Source organism: Ruegeria sp. P10 (assembly GCF_056534925.1).
This window is the reverse complement of sequence record NZ_JBQERJ010000001.1, coordinates 276,691-294,100: the sequence shown is the minus strand read 5'-3', so window position 1 is coordinate 294,100 and position 17,410 is coordinate 276,691. Positions and strand designations below refer to the sequence as shown.

Sequence of the window (17,410 nt, the reverse complement as noted above, 5' to 3'; positions counted from 1 at the left end):
AGCCGATAACTTTGCGCCCGAGCCGTTTATGTCTGACACAGTAGAATTTTTCAGCGACCCATCTCTTGTCCACACGCCCTTGGCATCTCGTCTATGGTCGTTGGTGGCGGTGGCATTACTGATCAGCATTGCCCCCATGGTCGGGTTGTTGCCACCGGATTGGACCATGGGCATGATGGTCGCGGGAACTTCGCTTTTGATTGTGGCACTATGCGTCGTGATCAAAGGCCAGGTCGACGTCAGACATGCGCAACAAACCACTGCCGTCATGGCCGCGTTTGCAGAACAGGACGAGTCACCTTTCCTGATCGCAAATGCCTATGGCGACATTCTGGCATCCAACGCACCAGCGCGGGAACAATTCGGCGCGGCGAAAGGAGCCAGCCTTGAAAACTGCCTCGGTTCGACGTTCTCGACGCCTCAGGTGATTTTGTTGAGGTTGCAATCTCAGGCCCGATCATTCGGTCGGGCCCGCGAAGACTGCGTGATCAGGGGAAACACAAGCAGTGTAACCGTGTTTCAATTGGCTCCCGACATTTTTTGCTGGCGGTTTCAACAGTCAGAACAGGAAAGCTGGCAGTCTCTCAACCTGCCGGTCCTGACCATCGGATGCGGGGATGATGTGGTGTGCCCGAATCCGGCGGCGAAAAAGTTGCTTGGGCTGCGTCCCGGTCGGATTCGCGACGTCTTCGGTGATGCTGACCCCCGGGTCGGAGCCTCAAACATTATCAAGTCACAGGACGGAATGATACCGGTCGCTGTGACGGAGCTTTCCCGATCCAGCAAGGAACGAAGCCTTGGTTTGGTGCCGCTCATTGAAACTCCGGCGCCCGGGGCCAGCACGTCTTTTGCAGATCTTCCGGTTCCGGTTCTCACCCTGTCTCCGGCGGGGGCCATTCTGAATGCCAACAGGCTGGCGAATAAGTTGCTTGGAAATGAAAGCCTGGAAGGCACGAACATAGCCGACATCATGCGGGGTATGGGGCACCCCATTCTGGATTGGCTGGCGCGGACGGCCGCGCAAGAAGATGCGCAACGATCCGAGTTTCTTCAGTTGACCCGAAAAGACAAGGAAGTCTTCGTACAGGTCACGCTGAGCCGTGTCGTTGTCGATGGCAAGATCTGTCTGATCGCGGTTCTGAATGATGCGACCGAGTTGAAGACTCTGGAGGCTCAATTCGTCCAAGGGCAGAAAATGCAAGCTGTGGGTCAATTGGCCGGCGGGGTCGCACATGATTTCAACAACCTGCTGACGGCCATTTCCGGGCATTGCGACCTGCTGTTGTTGCGTCACGATCAGAATGACCCGGATTATGGGGATCTGGTTCAGATCAATCAGAACGCCAACCGGGCCGCTGCGCTAGTCAGCCAGCTTCTGGCATTCTCGCGCAAACAGACTCTCAGGCCCGAAGTTCTGGATTTGCGCGACACGATCTCGGATCTCATTCACTTGTTGAACCGGTTGGTGGGCGAAAAAGTTCTGCTGACCCTCAGTCATGATCCGGTGTTAAAGCCGGTTCGGGCGGACAAACGGCAGTTGGAACAGGTGTTGATGAACCTTGTCGTAAACGCGCGCGATGCCATGCCAGACGGGGGCGAGATCCGTATCGAGACCGAGGTATTGAACCTGTCGCAACCGCTCAGCAGGGACAGGGCGACCGTCCAGCCCGGCGAATACGTTACGGTCAGGGTCATGGACAGCGGTGTGGGAATACCTGCCGACAAACTGCAAAAGGTTTTCGAGCCGTTCTATACGACAAAGCGTACGGGTGAGGGCACAGGGCTTGGGCTTTCAACAGCGTATGGCATCGTCAAGCAGACGGGCGGTTTCATCTTTGTCGACAGCACGGTGGGTCGAGGCACCGAGTTCACCGTTTTTCTACCGGTTTGCGCCACGGTGGCAGAGGCTGAACAGGACATTCCGGCCCAGCCCGAAACCCAAAGCGCCCGGCAAGGAGAGGGCGTCGTGCTTTTGGTTGAAGACGAAGCGCCGGTCCGCGCCTTCGCAACCCGGGCCCTGCGTCTCAAGGGCTATACCGTGCTGGAGGCGGATTCGGCCGAGGAAGCTCTGCGGCTTCTGGAGGATCCATCTTTGAACGTCGACGTATTCGTAACGGATGTGGTCATGCCCGGCATGGATGGTCCGACCTGGGTGCGTAAAGCTCGGGAATCACGCCCGGATGCCCGCGTGGTCTTCGTATCCGGTTACACGGAAGGTGCCTTTGGCGATTCAGAACCCGAGATCGCCAACTCGACCTTCCTGCCCAAGCCGTTTTCCCTCACCCAGTTGACCGAGGCGGTTTTCCAACAGCTGAACTGAGCACCCTACAAGGCTGCATCGTGGAGCGCGAATTCCTCTACGTGTCTTTTGCGAAATTTCTGCCGTGTTTCGGGCGTCAGCGTCAGATCACCCGGTGGTGATACATTCTCTCGTGGCAGGTCGATCTGCATATTCAGTCGCGCTTGCAGGAAGTCGAGAATTTTGTCCTTGTTTTCGTATTTGAAAATATGCGTGGCGCCGCGACCATTGCTGCGGGTGCGGAAAAACTGGCTTTGGCTACCAACATCGGCAAAATCCGGACGCGGGTTTGTCATATAGGCCTGCACAAACGTGTCGAAACTCATGTCTCGGGTCGAATGGACGTGACCGATCAGGTCGGCGCGGCTGCGAAATCGATACCAGCTGCCCAGCCAGTCAACGGGTTCGCGAACAACTGCCAGGATCTCCATCTCGGTATCGTACATTTTCCGAAAAATGTTCTGGAAGAACCGATCATACCTGCGCACCGGAGCATGTTTGAGCTCGGGAGGATGAGTGACGACGATATCAGCGCGATCCCGCAACGCTGTGTGATAAGCCGTGCTGCCGGTTTTCGGAACGGCAAGGAAGGCAAGGCGTTCCTCATAGAAAACAAGCATTTAATTGCTCCAATTGTCATCCGGCTATGCGCGCAGATTGTCGTAAAGGACTTCTTAATACAATTGCTGAAGACTAAATCCCGTAAGTTTTTATTGAAATGTTCTTCTTTTGGTCCCATAAGGAACAAGAGGCGAACAAAGCAGCGATTGCCGCCCGATCAAGGGTGTGACAAAAGGGAAGGCGACAGGACAATGGCGGATCTTCTGACAATGAGCGACAAGAAAAACGCAGATAAGCAAAAGGCGCTCGACAGCGCGCTGGCCCAAATCGAACGGCAGTTCGGCAAAGGCTCTATCATGAAGCTTGGCGAAGGCGCCAAACAGGACATCGATGCAAGTTCGACAGGCTCGCTCGGGTTGGATATTGCGTTGGGAATTGGTGGTCTGCCAATGGGGCGGATTGTTGAGATTTACGGCCCGGAAAGCTCGGGGAAGACGACGCTGACGCTGCATTGCATTGCGGAACAGCAGAAACGCGGCGGCGTCTGCGCCTTTGTTGACGCCGAGCACGCGCTGGACCCGCAATATGCGCGAAAGCTTGGTGTTGATCTGGACGAGCTTCTGATCTCGCAGCCCGATACCGGAGAGCAGGCGCTGGAGATCACCGATACGCTGGTGCGCTCGGGCGCGGTCAACATGGTCGTGGTCGATTCGGTTGCGGCGCTGACGCCGAAATCCGAACTGGAAGGCGACATGGGTGACAGCAATGTTGGCGTTCAGGCCCGTCTGATGAGCCAGGCGATGCGGAAACTGACGGGTTCGATCAGCCGCTCGAACTGCATGGTGATCTTCATCAACCAGATCAGGATGAAAATCGGCGTGATGTTCGGCAGCCCCGAAACCACCACCGGCGGTAATGCACTGAAATTCTACAGCTCGGTTCGTCTGGATATCCGCCGCATCGGCGCGATCAAGGACCGGGACGAAGTTGTCGGCAACCAGACGCGCGTCAAGGTCGTCAAGAACAAGGTTGCACCCCCCTTCAAGCAGGTGGAATTCGACATCATGTATGGTGAAGGCATCAGCAAGATGGGCGAATTGCTGGATCTGGGTGTCAAAGCCGGTGTGGTCGAAAAGTCAGGGTCATGGTTCAGCTATGGCGACGAACGGATCGGGCAGGGGCGTGAGAACGCCAAACAATATCTGCGCGACAACAGTCGCATTGCCTTTGAGATCGAAGACAAGATTCGGGCGGCTCACGGGCTGGAGTTCGACATGCCTCCGGGCGCAGCCGAGGATGATGACATCCTTGAAGCCTGACGGTCGCTGACGGGGTGCGATACGTTCCCGGTCCGAGGTGTTGTGTTGAAAATACTATGAACAAGGCGGTCCCCCGGGTCGCCTTGTTTCGTTCGGACACGCCTCTGCTGTGGACACTCGTTTGACAGGGGGATAAACCTGCGGGGACCAAGTTTTTTGTGCGCCGAGAGAGCCCTATGCCAACCCTGAACGACATCCGATCGACCTTTCTGAATTACTTTGAAAAACAGGGGCATGAGGTCGTGGCGTCCAGCCCGCTGGTGCCGCGCAACGACCCGACGCTGATGTTCGTCAATTCGGGCATGGTGCAGTTCAAGAACCTGTTCACAGGATTGGAAACACGTGACTACAAGCGCGCCACCACGGCGCAGAAATGTGTGCGTGCCGGCGGCAAGCACAACGATCTCGACAATGTGGGTTACACAGCGCGCCACCATACATTCTTCGAGATGTTGGGGAACTTCTCGTTTGGTGATTACTTCAAACACGAAGCTATCCCATTCGCGTGGGAGCTGATCACCAGGGAATTTGGGATCGACAAGAACCGCCTGCTGACAACGGTCTATCATACTGATGACGAGGCGTTTGAAATCTGGAAAAAGGTCGGTGTTCCCGAAGACCGGATCATCCGCATCGCCACCAGCGACAATTTCTGGCAGATGGGCCCGACCGGCCCCTGCGGCCCGTGTACCGAGATCTTTTATGACCACGGAGACCACATCTGGGGCGGTCCTCCGGGCTCTGCCGAGGAAGACGGCGATCGGTTCATTGAGATCTGGAACGTGGTCTTCATGCAAAACGAGCAGTTCGAAGACGGCTCGATGGTCGAGCTCGACATGCAGTCGATCGATACGGGCATGGGTCTCGAGCGGATCGGTGCATTGTTGCAGGGCAGCCATGACAACTATGATACCGATCTGTTCAAGGCACTGATCGAGGCATCAGCCGATGCAACTGGCGTGGATCCTTACGGGCATCAGAACGTGCACCACCGCGTGATCGCGGACCACCTGCGTTCGACTTCGTTCCTGATTGCTGATGGCGTGATGCCCAGCAATGATGGCCGCGGCTATGTTCTTCGCCGCATCATGCGTCGTGCCATGCGTCATGCGCATCTGTTGGGCGCCAAGGATCCGGTCATGCACCGTCTTGTCCCGTCCCTCGTTCAACAGATGGGCGGTCACTATGCCGAGTTGACCCAGGCACAGCCATTGATCGAAGAGACCTTGTTGCTTGAAGAAACGCGTTTCAAGCAGACGCTGGACCGGGGGTTGAGGCTGCTGGACGATGAGGTGTCCGGCCTTTCCGAGGGGGCGCCTTTGTCTGGTGAGGCGGCATTCAAACTGTATGACACCTACGGTTTCCCACTGGACCTGACACAGGATGCGCTGCGCGAAAAAGGCCGGACAGTTGACACCGAAGGCTTTGAAACGGCGATGGCCGAACAAAAGGCCAAGGCGCGGGCTGCCTGGGCCGGGTCAGGTGAAGCCGCGGATCAGGCGGTATGGTTCGATGTTCTGGACAGCGCCGGGGCGACCGACTTCCTTGGCTATGACACCGAGAAAGCCGAAGCTCAGGTTGTGGCACTGGTTGTTGACGGTGCTTTGGTTGACAAGATCGAAGCGGGCGACAGCGGCTGGGTCGTGGTGAACCAGACGCCGTTCTATGGCGAGGCTGGTGGCCAGGTGGGCGATACTGGCGAGATGCGTCGCCTTGAAGATCGCGATCACCTCAGCCGAGTGGAAGACACCAGAAAATTCGCTGATGGGAAGGTCTATGCGCATAAGGTGACGGTCGTCAGCGGTGCCGTTTCAAAAGGCGATGCTGTCGAGCTCGAAGTCGATCATGCGCGCCGGACCGCAATCCGGGCCAACCACTCGGCCACGCACTTGCTGCATGAAGCGCTGCGGGACACGCTGGGGGACCATGTGGCGCAGCGCGGCTCGCTGAATGCGGCGGATCGTCTGCGGTTCGACTTCAGCCATTCCAAAGCGCTGAGCCTGGAGGAAATCCGGAAGATCGAGCGTGAGGTGAACGATTTCATCCGCCAGAACTCGGCTGTCGAGACACGGGTCATGACACCGGATGACGCGCGCAAACTGGGCGCGCAGGCACTGTTCGGCGAGAAATACGGTGACGAGGTGCGTGTTGTTTCGATGGGCAAGGCACCTACGGGCAAGGGCCATGATGGCGAAACCTGGTCGATCGAACTGTGTGGCGGTACTCATGTGCGTCAGACGGGTGATATCGGCACCTTTGTCATCCTGGGTGACGGCGCAAGCAGTGCCGGAGTGCGCCGCATCGAAGCACTGACCGGGGATGAAGCGTTCCGTTACCTTTCGGCACAGGATCATCGTCTTGCGCAGGTGGCTTCGGAACTGAAGGCGCAGCCGGATGATGTGGTGGCCCGCGTGAAAAGCCTGCTGGAGGAACGCAAATCATTGCAGAACGAAGTGGCTCAACTGCGTCGAGATCTGGCGATGGCCGGCGGGAGCGGGCAGGGCGGCGGTGCCGAAGCGCGTGATGTGAACGGTGTGAAGTTCATAGCGCAGGCCCTCAGCGGGGTGTCCGGCAAGGATCTTCCGGCATTGATCGACGAACATAAGGCGCGTCTTGGGTCGGGGGCGGTTTTGCTCATCGCGGATACCGGCGGCAAGGCCGCGGTTGCGGCTGGCGTCACCGAAGACCTGACAAGAACCGTTTCGGCGGTCGATCTGGTCAAGGCCGCAGTAGTGGAATTGGGCGGCAAGGGCGGCGGCGGCCGCCCGGACATGGCCCAGGGCGGTGGACGGGATGCGTCGAATGCGGATTCGGCGATCAAGGCTGCAGAACAGGTTTTGGGAGGGTAAGATGGCTGCACTTTGGATTGCACACGTGACGGTGACCGATGCCGAGGCGTATGGAAAATATGCCGAATTGGCCGGGCCAGCCATTGCCAAGCACGGGGGCACTTTCATCGCCCGTGCGGCGCGTTACGTTCAGTTGGAAGGCAAGGAACGGCCACGCAACGTTGTTGCCCGTTTCCCGTCGCTAGAAGCAGCCGTCGAATGCTACAACTCGGATGACTATCAAGAAGCATTGAGTCATGCGCGCGACGCCAGTGAACGTGAATTGGTTGTGGTTGAAATCACGGAGTGAACGACTGCGTTCACGACGTGTAGCGCGGTTTGCCCGGTAAAGGGGCAGCCAATAGGCAATCATTGGCTTATACCACCACTCGGCCAAGGGAAATCAGCCCGTCAACAGAGGGCTGAGTTTATTTTATAATTATTTCAATCGCTTATCAGGCCACGCTGTCGCGTATTTGCGCGATCGACACCCGAATTGTGGCCGCGCCACCCAAATTCTTGCGCAAAAAGGTCAGATTGACGGACGAATTTCCGCCCTTTTTCCCCTTCAACTTTTTAGGTGATTGCCTGGGCGGGGTTGTTCGCGGATAGTTTCACGAATCGGAATGCGACCCTGTTTGACGTGCAATCGTGCGAAGAACATCGGATTGGGGTACAGGCATGAAACACTTCACAAATCTGGCCAAGCGGTTTGGTGCAAGACTTCTGCCGGTTTCAGTACGGGCCTTCAGCATCAGTTTTTTGGGCGTCTGCACCCTAGCCGTGGCCCCCGTCGCACATGCGTCCGGTAACGGATTTATCCCAAGTGTCGCGGCCTCTCCGCCACCGTCAGGGGCGGCCAATCTGTGCGCTGAGTACAAATGGGCCTGTGCCAAAAAACGCTCCGTATCCCTGTCCAGCCAGCAAGAACTGAAGGTTGTCGAACAGGTAAATCGGCGCGTGAACAGATCGACGCGAGAAGTCACCGATCAATCCCAGTACAAGATGACCGAGCGTTGGGCGCTTCCGACAGCCAGGGGTGGCGATTGCGAAGACTTCGCGCTGTTGAAGAAAAGAGATTTGATCCATGCCGGCGTCGATCCAAGTAAACTGTTGATCGCTACGGTTCTGGACACGCGTCGGGTGCCTCATGCGGTGCTGGTGTATCGCTCTTCCAAGGGTGATTTGGTTTTGGACAACCTCACAAACCGTATCAAACCCTGGACGGCAACGCGGTACCTGTTTCTTCGCATGCAAGACCCGAATCGGCCCGGACGTTGGGTTGGTGTGTACGGCCATAGCTGACGAAACCTGGAAATCTTTTTGAGAAACTGAATACCGGTGCAATCGTATCTTGCACCGGTAATATTGCTTCCCAATTAAAACGTTTCGCCGCCGCCTTCGTTTTCGCCGCCGCCTTCGTTTTCGCCGCCACCTTCGTTTTCGCCGCCGCCTTCGTTTTCGCCACCACCTTCGTTTTCACCGCCAGTGCCGCCACCTTCACCGCCAGTGCCACCACCGCCGTCTCCAGCGCCAGTGGTGCCAGCTCCACCGCCTGAACCGCCGCCGCCACCGAAAGCCGGGCTGCTGTCGACAGTCTCATCAGACGGCCCATCTCCGGACCGCTGATCACTTGCGCCGATCGATGCCGTTGGAAAATCAGAAAGCAAGTCTGCAAGTGGTGTGCATTCAGCTCCGACGCGCGCCAGAATTTGATCGAAATCGTGCCGGCGCTGAATGTATCGGATCATGCCCGATGTTACAGCGTCGCACTCACATAATACCTGTGCGGATGCTGCGGATTGTCTGGCTGTTTGAACGGTACATGTACCTGCTGCGAAAGCTTCGCCCGCGGGCGAAAACAAAAATGTCGTAGCAACAAAAAACAGCGGGATATTGCGGGACCGGATACCCATTTGGAACTCCTCGAAACTCGATACTTTACTACGTGTTCATATGAACCATCGGAGCGAAGGTGTTTATGAACGACGTCACACAACTGGCACATTTTCACCTTAAACGGGTCTCAATCACAATATGTGGATCGAGGGAGCAGGGGAAAATTCATGCAACCTAAAGAAGAAACATCCCTGTTTTCAGAAGAAAACCGGGCGTATTGCCCGGTTGTCCGTTTTTCATCTATTGTCCGTTTGGACGCAAAATTGCCACACTTGGGCAATTGTTTCCGATTGCGGCAGCGGTCTGCCAGGTAAATCAGGCCGACTTGGCCATCCGCTTGCGCTCGTGCGGGTCAAGAAAACGCTTGCGCAAGCGCACCGCGTTCGGGGTGACTTCGACCAGTTCATCGTCGTCAATATAGGCAATTGCCTCTTCCAGCGAGAACTGAACATGTGGCGTCAGACGAACCGCGTCGTCCGAGCCACTGGCGCGTACGTTTGTCAGTTTCTTGCCCTTCAGCGGGTTCACTTCCAGATCATTGTCACGAGAATGCTCGCCAATCACCATACCTTGATAGACATCCGTTTGAGGACCAACAAACATCCGGCCACGCTCCTCGAGGTTCCACAGAGCATAAGCGACGGCCTGACCGTTCTCCATCGAGATCAGAACCCCAGCCCGGCGGCCCGGGATCGGGCCTTTGTGCGGCGCCCAGTCATGGAACACGCGGTTCAGAACGCCTGTGCCGCGGGTATCGGTCAGGAATTCGCCGTGATAACCGATCAGGCCACGGGACGGTACATGCGCGATGATGCGGGTCTTGCCTGCACCTGCCGGGCGCATCTCGACCAACTCACCTTTGCGGGCCCCAGTGATCTTTTCGATCACGGCGCCCGAGTATTCATCGTCTACGTCAATGGTGACTTCCTCGATCGGTTCCAGCCGCTGGCCGTTTTCCTCGCGGAACAGAACCTGCGGGCGCGAGATGCTGAGCTCGAACCCTTCGCGACGCATGTTCTCGATCAAAACGCCCATCTGCAATTCGCCACGGCCGGCGACCTCGAAAGCCTCGCCGCCGGGTGTGTCGGTGACGCGAATCGCGACATTCGATTCGGCTTCTTTCATCAGACGATCACGGATGACGCGTGACTGAACTTTCTTGCCGTCACGACCGGCCAACGGTGAATCGTTGATACCGAAAGTTACGGTGATCGTCGGCGGGTCGATGGGCTGTGCAGGCAGGGCTTCTTCGACCTGCGGAGCAACCAGAGAATCCGCCACGGTGGCTTTGCTCATGCCGGCGATGGTGACGATGTCACCGGCTTCGGCCACATCGATAGGTTGCTGAGCCAGCCCGCGGAATGCCAATATTTTTGAGGCGCGAAAGTTTTCGATCAACGATCCGTCACGGCTCAGGGCTTTCAGGCTGTCGCCAGCTTTCAATGTGCCGCTTTCCACACGACCCGTCAGAATGCGGCCGATGAATGGATCGCTGCCCAAAGTGGTAGCCAGCATCCGGAACGGCTCACCCTTATGCGCGATCTGTTTCGGGGCAGGAACGTGATCGACGATCAGATCAAACAGTGCGCTCAGGTCCTTGCGCGGGCCGTCCAGCTCCAAATCCGCCCAGCCTGAACGGCCCGAGGCATACATGGCCGGGAAATCCAACTGATCATCATCGGCGCCGAGGTTGGCAAACAGGTCAAAGCATTCGTCCAATGCGCGATCAGGCTCCGCATCCGGCTTGTCGACCTTGTTCAGAACCACGATCGGGCGCAGGCCCAGCGCCAAGGCTTTCGACGTCACGAACTTGGTCTGCGGCATCGGGCCTTCGGCCGCGTCAACCAGCAGGACAACGCCATCGACCATGCTGAGGATACGCTCGACTTCACCACCGAAATCGGCGTGGCCCGGCGTGTCGACGATGTTGATGCGCGTGTCTTTCCATTCGACCGAAGTTGCCTTGGCCAGAATGGTGATGCCGCGCTCGCGCTCCAGATCGTTGCTGTCCATGGCGCGTTCCGCCACGGCCTGGTTTTCCCGGAACGCGCCGGATTGTTTGAGCAGCTCATCCACCAGGGTCGTCTTGCCGTGGTCCACGTGAGCGATGATTGCGATATTGCGCAGGTCCATGAGAGGTCAGCCTTTGAACGGGAAGTTGCCGCGCGCATAGCGCGGCGCGACAAAATATACCAGCCCTAACCGTGGATCAGTGACCGGCAGTCTTGGAAAAGAGGTGAATGATCAGGATTCCGGACAAGATCAACGTCAATCCCAGGATTGCAGGCCAATCCAGCCTTTGGCCGAACACGATGAACCCAATCACGGCGATCAGAAAGATGCCCAGACCGGACCAGATTGCATAAACGATACCGACAGGCATGTATTTCAGTGTCAGCGCCATGAGATAAAATGCGACTCCGTACCCCACGACCACAAGGACGGACGGCCAGAACCGCGTGAATTGCTGACTGGCCTGCAAGGCCGTGGTGCCGATGGTTTCCGCAACAACAGCCAGCATCAGATACAGATACGCTTGGGGCATTTTGATCCTCGAAACAGGAAAGATACCCCGCGTTGAGCATGAAACCGAAGGAGTGGGCAAGGCAATTTTGGATCTGAAGATGGAAGAAAACCACCTGAGGTCAGGTATACCTGACTATTCAGAGAATCGAATTAGTGTAATCTTCTCAGCGTATTTTAGGATTTGTTTTTGAGTATTGAGTTATGACGACATTTTCGAAATCCGTAATATTTGCTGCGGGTCTGATAGTGGTGATTGGGTGGCTTGCTGACGGGGGGTCCGTCGAAGTTGAAGCAGCCAACATGGTTCAACAGTTTGATGGTAGTAGTGTTTTTTAAATACCACGTAGAGCTTAGCAGGGAAAAAGGAGCCGTCGGGCTCCTTTTTTCTTTTCTGTCTAGGGGTGTACAACCTCGACGCTTTGGAAGTGTGCAGCCAGTTGCGGTTGCAGCCAATCCCACAGCCGAGGGGAACCTGCTGCAATCGCAGGCTGAACGCGCGCCTCAAGCTGGGCATATGTAACCTTGTAATCGACCCACGACCCGCCGCCGGTTTCCAGATTGGCGACAGGTGTCTGAAACCGATCAACGGCTTTGGCGAACCTGGCGTCCGGGCTGTCTGCCGCTTCAAATTCCTGCCACAGGGCAGTGAAAGTGTTGCATAGGGTGTCGGGCAGCAGTCCGAACAAGCGCTTGGCCGCCGCTTGTTCCTTGGCTGCTTGCGCTGCGTGATCGACCTGCCCGTGGATCGGATTGTCGCCGGCGTCGATTTCGACGATATCGTGCAGCAACAGCATCTGAAGGACCCGATCAACACTGATCCCGGGGGGCGCATTTTCAGCCAGGACCCAGGCGTAGAGCATGATGTGCCACGAGTGTTCTGCCGAGTTTTCGAAACGATCACCCGCCATCAGCCGCGAGGCACGAAGAACGGACTTCAGCTGATCAGCTTCGGTCAGAAACGCCAGCCGTTGCGTAAACGCGTTGGCCTGCGTATTTGCACCAGCCAGCAGGTTTGCGGCGTGCTCGTAGGCCAATGGAAAAACCTGTTCCAGATAGGCGGCGCGACCGCCTTCGAGATTTGAACGCGCTATGTCCACGTGATCCGGATCGGGGTTCGGGGCACACAGAACCTGAAACAGTGGCTGACAACGATCCAGAACCTTGGCAAATCGGGCGTCGGCGGTCTGATCCTCTTCAAATTCACGCCAGACAGCGTGAAACGTATCGGCCTGATCCTTTGGCAACAGCCCAAACAGATCTTTGGCTGCAGCTTGCTCGGCCTTGGCAACCGAGGTCCAATCGGTCTCAAGGTGAATTGGGTGGTCGCCGACAACGATTTCAACCAGGTCATGCAGCAATAGCATACGTATGACCCGATCAATCGAGACATCCGGCCCTGCCAACGGGGCCATGACCAGGGCCCACAAGGCCAGATGCCAGCTGTGCTCTGCCGAATTTTCGGGTCTGGACTGGTCAAGCAGGACATTTGCCCGCTCGACCATTTTCAGTTCGTCGGCCCGTTTCAGAAACGCGATTTGCGCCGACATACGGTCGGTCATTGCTTTTCGATCGCCTTCTGCTTTGCGCGATGCGCAGACAAGCGTTTGATCACGAACTGCCTGGCTTTCCGCTCAGCCAACCGAACACGAATTTCCGTCAGAAACGCCTCTTCCAGAGACTGAGAAGCGGCCCCGAGCACTTCACCAACTTCGACAAAGAACCTGTCTTCGCCTGTCTCATCCATAACCTTCATCGTATCTTCGGCCAGTTTGGCGGCAAGAGATGTGATGGTGTCGGACATCAGCGGGTGTTCTCGGTCAGGCGGCGTTTCACATAGTCGCTGACATTGGTGATCAGCGTGTCCATATGACGATCCTGAAAGAAGTGATCTGCACCTTCCACTTCGGTGTGCGTGATGGTGATTCCCTTCTGCTCGTGCAGCTTGTTCACCAGCGAGGTCGTGTCAGCCGGTGGCGCCACCCTGTCAGCCGTGCCGTTGATGATCAGGCCGGAAGACGGGCAGGGGGCAAGGAACGAAAAGTCATACATGTTTGCAGGGGGCGATACACTGATGAACCCCGTGATTTCAGGGCGGCGCATCAGCAGTTGCATACCGATCCACGCACCGAACGAGAAACCTGCGACCCAGCAGTGTTTCGAATTGTTGTTCATCGATTGCAGGTAATCCAGCGCCGACGCCGCATCGCTCAGCTCGCCCACGCCCTGATCATACTCGCCTTGGCTGCGACCGACACCGCGGAAGTTAAAGCGCAACACGGTGAAGCCCATGTTGTAGAAGGCATAGTGCAGGTTGTAGACCACCTTGTTGTTCATGGTCCCGCCGAACTGAGGGTGCGGGTGAAGCACGATGGCGATCGGTGCGTCTTTTTCCTTTTGCGGGTGGTAGCGGCCTTCCAGGCGGCCTTCGGGTCCGGGAAAAATCACCTCGGGCATGTGTGCTTTGGTCCTGTCTTTTTCGTGCCGATGCCCGGATATACTTGACGATAATCGTCGGGCACCTTAGAACGGTTCTAATTACATTGCTTGGCGCATACCAGCGCTGTCAGTCGGAGATACGCACTGGCAACGTCGGCGTCAATGATTTCGCGCAAATCCTGCTGAAAGGGGACATGGAATGAAGCTGTCGACCAAAGGGCGTTACGCAATGGTCGCCCTGGCGGATATTGCGCTCCAGCCGACGGAACGACTGGTGACGCTTGGAGAAATCTCCGAGAGGCAGGACATTTCGTTACCATATCTCGAGCAGCTCTTCGTCAAACTGCGCCGGGCGGACTTGGTGTCTTCCGTGCGGGGGCCCGGCGGCGGGTATCGACTGGCACGCCCGGCCTCCGAAATTCGTGTCGTCGAAATTCTGGCCGCCGTGGACGAAACCGTTGATGCGCTGCAAAAAGGGGCAGGCGCGTCCGGGGCCTCGTCCGGCAGCCGCGCTCAATCATTGACCAATCGGCTTTGGGAAAGTCTCAGCGCGCATGTCTATGTGTTCCTGCATCAAACCCGTTTGTCAGATGTGATCAAGAACGACCTCGCCCCGTGCCCGGCCGTGCCGAGCCTGTTCTCTGTTGTAGATGAATGATCTGAACGGGCGGGATATGAAATGAAGTCTGCCGGCAAAAAGATGTATCCATGAAACGTGTTTATCTGGATCACAATGCAACAACGCCGCTGCGCCCCGAAGCGAGGGACGCGATGATTGCGGCGATGGATGTCTGCGGCAATCCCTCGTCGGTTCATGCGGAAGGTCGGGCCGCCAAAGCTTTGATCGAGCGCGCTCGGGCCCAAATTGCATCGGCCTTTGGGGCGGATGGGGCGGATATCGTCTTTACATCTGGGTCAACCGAAGGTGCGGCGCTGGCATTGTCGGGGCGCCAATTGCACGGCGCGGCGATTGAACATGACGCGGTAAGATCTTGGATTAGTGAGGATCTTACGGTTTCCGAGGCCGGAGACGTGCAGGTAATCGCGCCTGAAATGTCGACATTGCAACTGGCAAACTCAGAGACGGGGATTGTTCAAACACTGCCGTCCGGCCTGGCCGTGACAGACGCCACACAGGCTTTTGGAAAGCTGCCCGTCGCGTTCAACTGGATGAATGCCCAGATGGCCCTGGTCTCGGCGCATAAACTGGGCGGTCCAAAGGGTGTCGGTGCCGTTGTGATGCAACGCGGAACCGATCTGGCGGCACAGATCAAGGGGGGCGGCCAGGAAATGGGCCGCAGGTCAGGAACCGAAAATGTCATTGGTATCGCGGGGTTCGGCGCCGCAGCTGAAGCTGCGATGCGGGATCTGGCCAATGGCGTTTGGGAGCAGGTCGAGGAATTTAGAAATATTCTAGAAAACGCTCTTGAGGCTGCTGTAAAATCACCTATTTTTGTCGGGAAAGAGCGGCAACGCCTGCCGAACACCCTGTGTTTTGCCGCCCCCGGCTGGAAAGGTGAGACCCAGGTCATGCAGATGGATCTGTCGGGTTTTGCGGTCAGTGCGGGCTCTGCCTGTTCAAGCGGCAAGGTTCGTGCCAGCGCGGTGCTCACCGCAATGGGATACGACGAGGTGACAGCCAGCAGCGCAATCCGCGTATCGCTGGGACCTCGGACAACGGAAGAAGATGTGCTGCGTTTCGCCGAAACGTGGCTTGAGAAAGAGAAAAAGCATCGCGCGCGCGCCGCGTGATCTGACGGAGGGCAAGTTATGGCCGCTTTGGACCAGACCCAGGTGAAAGAGGGTGTCGATCAGGAAACCGTGGATGCGGTGCGCGAGGTCGGAACCTATAAATACGGCTGGGACACGGACATCGAAATGGAGTACGCGCCGAAAGGTGTGAACTCGGACATCGTTCGTCTGATCTCGGAAAAGAATGAAGAACCGGAATGGATGACCGAGTGGCGTCTGGCCGCGTTTGAACGCTGGACCAAGATGGAAGAACCGAAATGGGCCATGGTCACTTATCCAAAGATCGATTTTCAGGACCAGTATTACTATGCGCGTCCGAAATCGATGGAAGAGAAACCCAAGTCGTTGGACGATGTCGACCCCAAGCTGCTGGCCACATACGAAAAGCTTGGTATCCCTTTGAAAGAACAGATGATTCTGGCTGGCGTCGAAGGTGCTGAGGATGCTCCGGCCGAGGGGCGCAAGGTTGCTGTGGACGCGGTGTTTGACTCGGTGTCCGTCGGTACGACCTTTCAGGCCGAACTGAAAAAGGCCGGTGTGATTTTCTGTTCGATTTCCGAAGCGATCAAGGAACATCCTGAGCTGGTCAAGAAGTATCTGGGCACTGTGGTTCCGGTGTCGGACAACTTTTATGCGACTTTGAACTCGGCCGTGTTTTCGGATGGGTCCTTCGTCTACATTCCGCCCGGTGTCCGCTGCCCGATGGAGCTGAGCACCTATTTCCGTATCAACGCCGAAAACACCGGCCAGTTCGAGCGCACGCTGATCATCGCCGACAAAGGTTCGTACGTGTCCTATCTGGAAGGCTGCACCGCGCCCCAGCGCGACACCGCGCAGCTGCACGCGGCCGTGGTCGAGATCATTGTCGAAGAAGACGCCGAAGTGAAATACTCGACCGTTCAGAACTGGTTCCCGGGCGATGAGAACGGCAAGGGCGGCATCTACAACTTCGTGACCAAGCGCGCCGATTGCCGGGGCGACCGGTCCAAGGTGATGTGGACGCAGGTCGAAACCGGCTCGGCCGTGACGTGGAAATACCCGTCCTGCATCCTGCGCGGCAACGAAAGCCAGGGTGAGTTCTATTCGATCGCGATTGCCAACAACTATCAGCAGGCCGATACCGGCACCAAGATGGTTCATCTGGGCAAGAACACCAAGTCTCGCATCGTGTCCAAGGGCATCAGTGCGGGCAAGGCGCAGAACACCTATCGCGGTCTGGTCTCGATGCATCCGAAGGCCAAGGACAGCCGCAACTACACCCAGTGTGACAGCTTGCTGATCGGCGACAAATGCGGCGCGCATACGGTTCCGTATATCGAGGTCAAAAACAACTCATCTCGTGTCGAGCATGAGGCGACGACGTCCAAGGTGGATGACGATCAGCTGTTCTATTGCCGTCAGCGCGGCATGGATGAAGAAGAGGCCGTGGCTTTGGTGGTCAACGGGTTCTGCAAGGACGTTCTGCAAGCACTGCCGATGGAGTTCGCCATGGAAGCGCAGCAACTGGTGGCAATCTCGCTGGAAGGGTCGGTCGGCTGATGACGCGGGCGTCACGAAGCGGCATCCGGAAAGAAGACGTGTTGACCTGGCTGGGTTACGCGTTCCCGGTTCTTGGCGGTCTGCTGGGTATGGCTTACGTCAACATCAACCACATGGAATTCATCAACCCGGTTTGGGCGGTTGGCGGAGGGGCGATCCTGGGTTGGATCGTCGCGCGTCTGATCCGCAAGTTGCTGGGATAAGAAGGTTTCGGGGCCACGGTGCCCCCTGCGATACGCAAAAGGATAAAA

Annotated in this window: 16 protein-coding genes; 9 read left to right on the top strand and 7 right to left on the bottom strand. The window is 57.0% G+C overall.

The genetic code is table 11. The annotated features are described in order from the left end of the window. Window positions 1-28: 28 nt before the first annotated feature. Complete coding sequence (locus ACR0FB_RS01485; RefSeq protein WP_480619416.1) at window positions 29-2,320, top strand: ATP-binding protein; 2,292 nt, start codon at window positions 29-31, stop codon at window positions 2,318-2,320. 5 nt (window positions 2,321-2,325) lie between these two features. On the opposite strand, the gene ACR0FB_RS01480 is transcribed toward ACR0FB_RS01485, so the two are convergent. Further along, entirely contained in the window at window positions 2,326-2,919 is a 594-nt protein-coding gene (locus ACR0FB_RS01480; protein ID WP_480619414.1) for a gamma-glutamyl kinase, read from the bottom strand. 192 nt (window positions 2,920-3,111) lie between these two features. On the opposite strand from ACR0FB_RS01480, the gene recA reads away from it, so the two are divergent. From recA to ACR0FB_RS01460, 4 genes are all read left to right on the top strand, one after another. Beyond that, entirely contained in the window at window positions 3,112-4,179 is a 1,068-nt protein-coding gene (recA, locus tag ACR0FB_RS01475; RefSeq protein WP_171632372.1) for a recombinase RecA, read from the top strand. Window positions 4,180-4,355: 176 nt separating this feature from the next. Next, a complete protein-coding gene (alaS, locus tag ACR0FB_RS01470) occupies window positions 4,356-7,028 on the top strand; it encodes an alanine--tRNA ligase (protein ID WP_480619412.1) in 2,673 nt (890 codons plus the stop codon). 1 nt (window position 7,029) lies between these two features. Further along, complete coding sequence (locus ACR0FB_RS01465; protein ID WP_152458023.1) at window positions 7,030-7,317, top strand: DUF1330 domain-containing protein; 288 nt, start codon at window positions 7,030-7,032, stop codon at window positions 7,315-7,317. A 371-nt stretch (window positions 7,318-7,688) separates the two neighbouring features. Next, window positions 7,689-8,312 (top strand): transglutaminase-like cysteine peptidase, encoded by a 624-nt coding sequence (locus tag ACR0FB_RS01460; RefSeq protein WP_209833089.1) that lies wholly within the window; start codon window positions 7,689-7,691, stop codon window positions 8,310-8,312. A gap of 74 nt (window positions 8,313-8,386) precedes the next feature. On the opposite strand, the gene ACR0FB_RS01455 is transcribed toward ACR0FB_RS01460, so the two are convergent. The 6 genes from ACR0FB_RS01455 to ACR0FB_RS01430 all read right to left on the bottom strand — a co-directional run bounded on the left by ACR0FB_RS01455 (window position 8,387) and on the right by ACR0FB_RS01430 (window position 13,886). Continuing rightward, window positions 8,387-8,758, bottom strand: coding sequence for a hypothetical protein (locus ACR0FB_RS01455; RefSeq protein ID WP_480619410.1), 372 nt, complete (start codon window positions 8,756-8,758; stop codon window positions 8,387-8,389). Between the two features lie 463 nt (window positions 8,759-9,221). Then, on the bottom strand, window positions 9,222-11,039 hold the full coding sequence (gene typA, locus ACR0FB_RS01450; RefSeq protein WP_480619409.1) for a translational GTPase TypA: 1,818 nt from the start codon (window positions 11,037-11,039) through the stop codon (window positions 9,222-9,224). Between the two features lie 76 nt (window positions 11,040-11,115). Continuing rightward, window positions 11,116-11,451 carry a DMT family transporter gene (locus ACR0FB_RS01445; RefSeq protein WP_171632384.1) on the bottom strand — a complete coding sequence of 112 codons (336 nt, stop codon included), beginning with the start codon at window positions 11,449-11,451 and terminating at the stop codon, window positions 11,116-11,118. 376 nt (window positions 11,452-11,827) lie between these two features. Then, window positions 11,828-12,991 carry an HD domain-containing protein gene (locus ACR0FB_RS01440; RefSeq protein WP_171723252.1) on the bottom strand — a complete coding sequence of 388 codons (1,164 nt, stop codon included), beginning with the start codon at window positions 12,989-12,991 and terminating at the stop codon, window positions 11,828-11,830. Further along, on the bottom strand, window positions 12,988-13,233 hold the full coding sequence (locus tag ACR0FB_RS01435; protein ID WP_152458018.1) for a hypothetical protein: 246 nt from the start codon (window positions 13,231-13,233) through the stop codon (window positions 12,988-12,990). Before ACR0FB_RS01435 ends, ACR0FB_RS01440 begins: the two co-directional genes overlap by 4 nt. Beyond that, entirely contained in the window at window positions 13,233-13,886 is a 654-nt protein-coding gene (locus ACR0FB_RS01430) for an alpha/beta hydrolase (RefSeq protein ID WP_152458017.1), read from the bottom strand. Before ACR0FB_RS01430 ends, ACR0FB_RS01435 begins: the two co-directional genes overlap by 1 nt. Window positions 13,887-14,067: 181 nt before the next feature. On the opposite strand from ACR0FB_RS01430, the gene iscR reads away from it, so the two are divergent. The 4 genes from iscR to ACR0FB_RS01410 are packed head-to-tail and all read left to right on the top strand — an operon-like array spanning window position 14,068 to window position 17,362. Further along, window positions 14,068-14,526, top strand: coding sequence for a Fe-S cluster assembly transcriptional regulator IscR (iscR, locus tag ACR0FB_RS01425; protein WP_152458016.1), 459 nt, complete (start codon window positions 14,068-14,070; stop codon window positions 14,524-14,526). 50 nt (window positions 14,527-14,576) lie between these two features. After that, window positions 14,577-15,620: a cysteine desulfurase family protein gene (locus tag ACR0FB_RS01420; RefSeq protein WP_480619407.1), complete on the top strand. Its 1,044-nt coding sequence runs from the start codon at window positions 14,577-14,579 to the stop codon at window positions 15,618-15,620. Between the two features lie 18 nt (window positions 15,621-15,638). Further along, a complete protein-coding gene (sufB, locus tag ACR0FB_RS01415; RefSeq protein WP_480619405.1) occupies window positions 15,639-17,159 on the top strand; it encodes a Fe-S cluster assembly protein SufB in 1,521 nt (506 codons plus the stop codon). Next, window positions 17,159-17,362: a hypothetical protein gene (locus ACR0FB_RS01410; RefSeq protein WP_171362846.1), complete on the top strand. Its 204-nt coding sequence runs from the start codon at window positions 17,159-17,161 to the stop codon at window positions 17,360-17,362. The genes sufB and ACR0FB_RS01410 overlap by 1 nt, the downstream gene beginning before the upstream one ends. Window positions 17,363-17,410 lie beyond the last annotated feature (48 nt).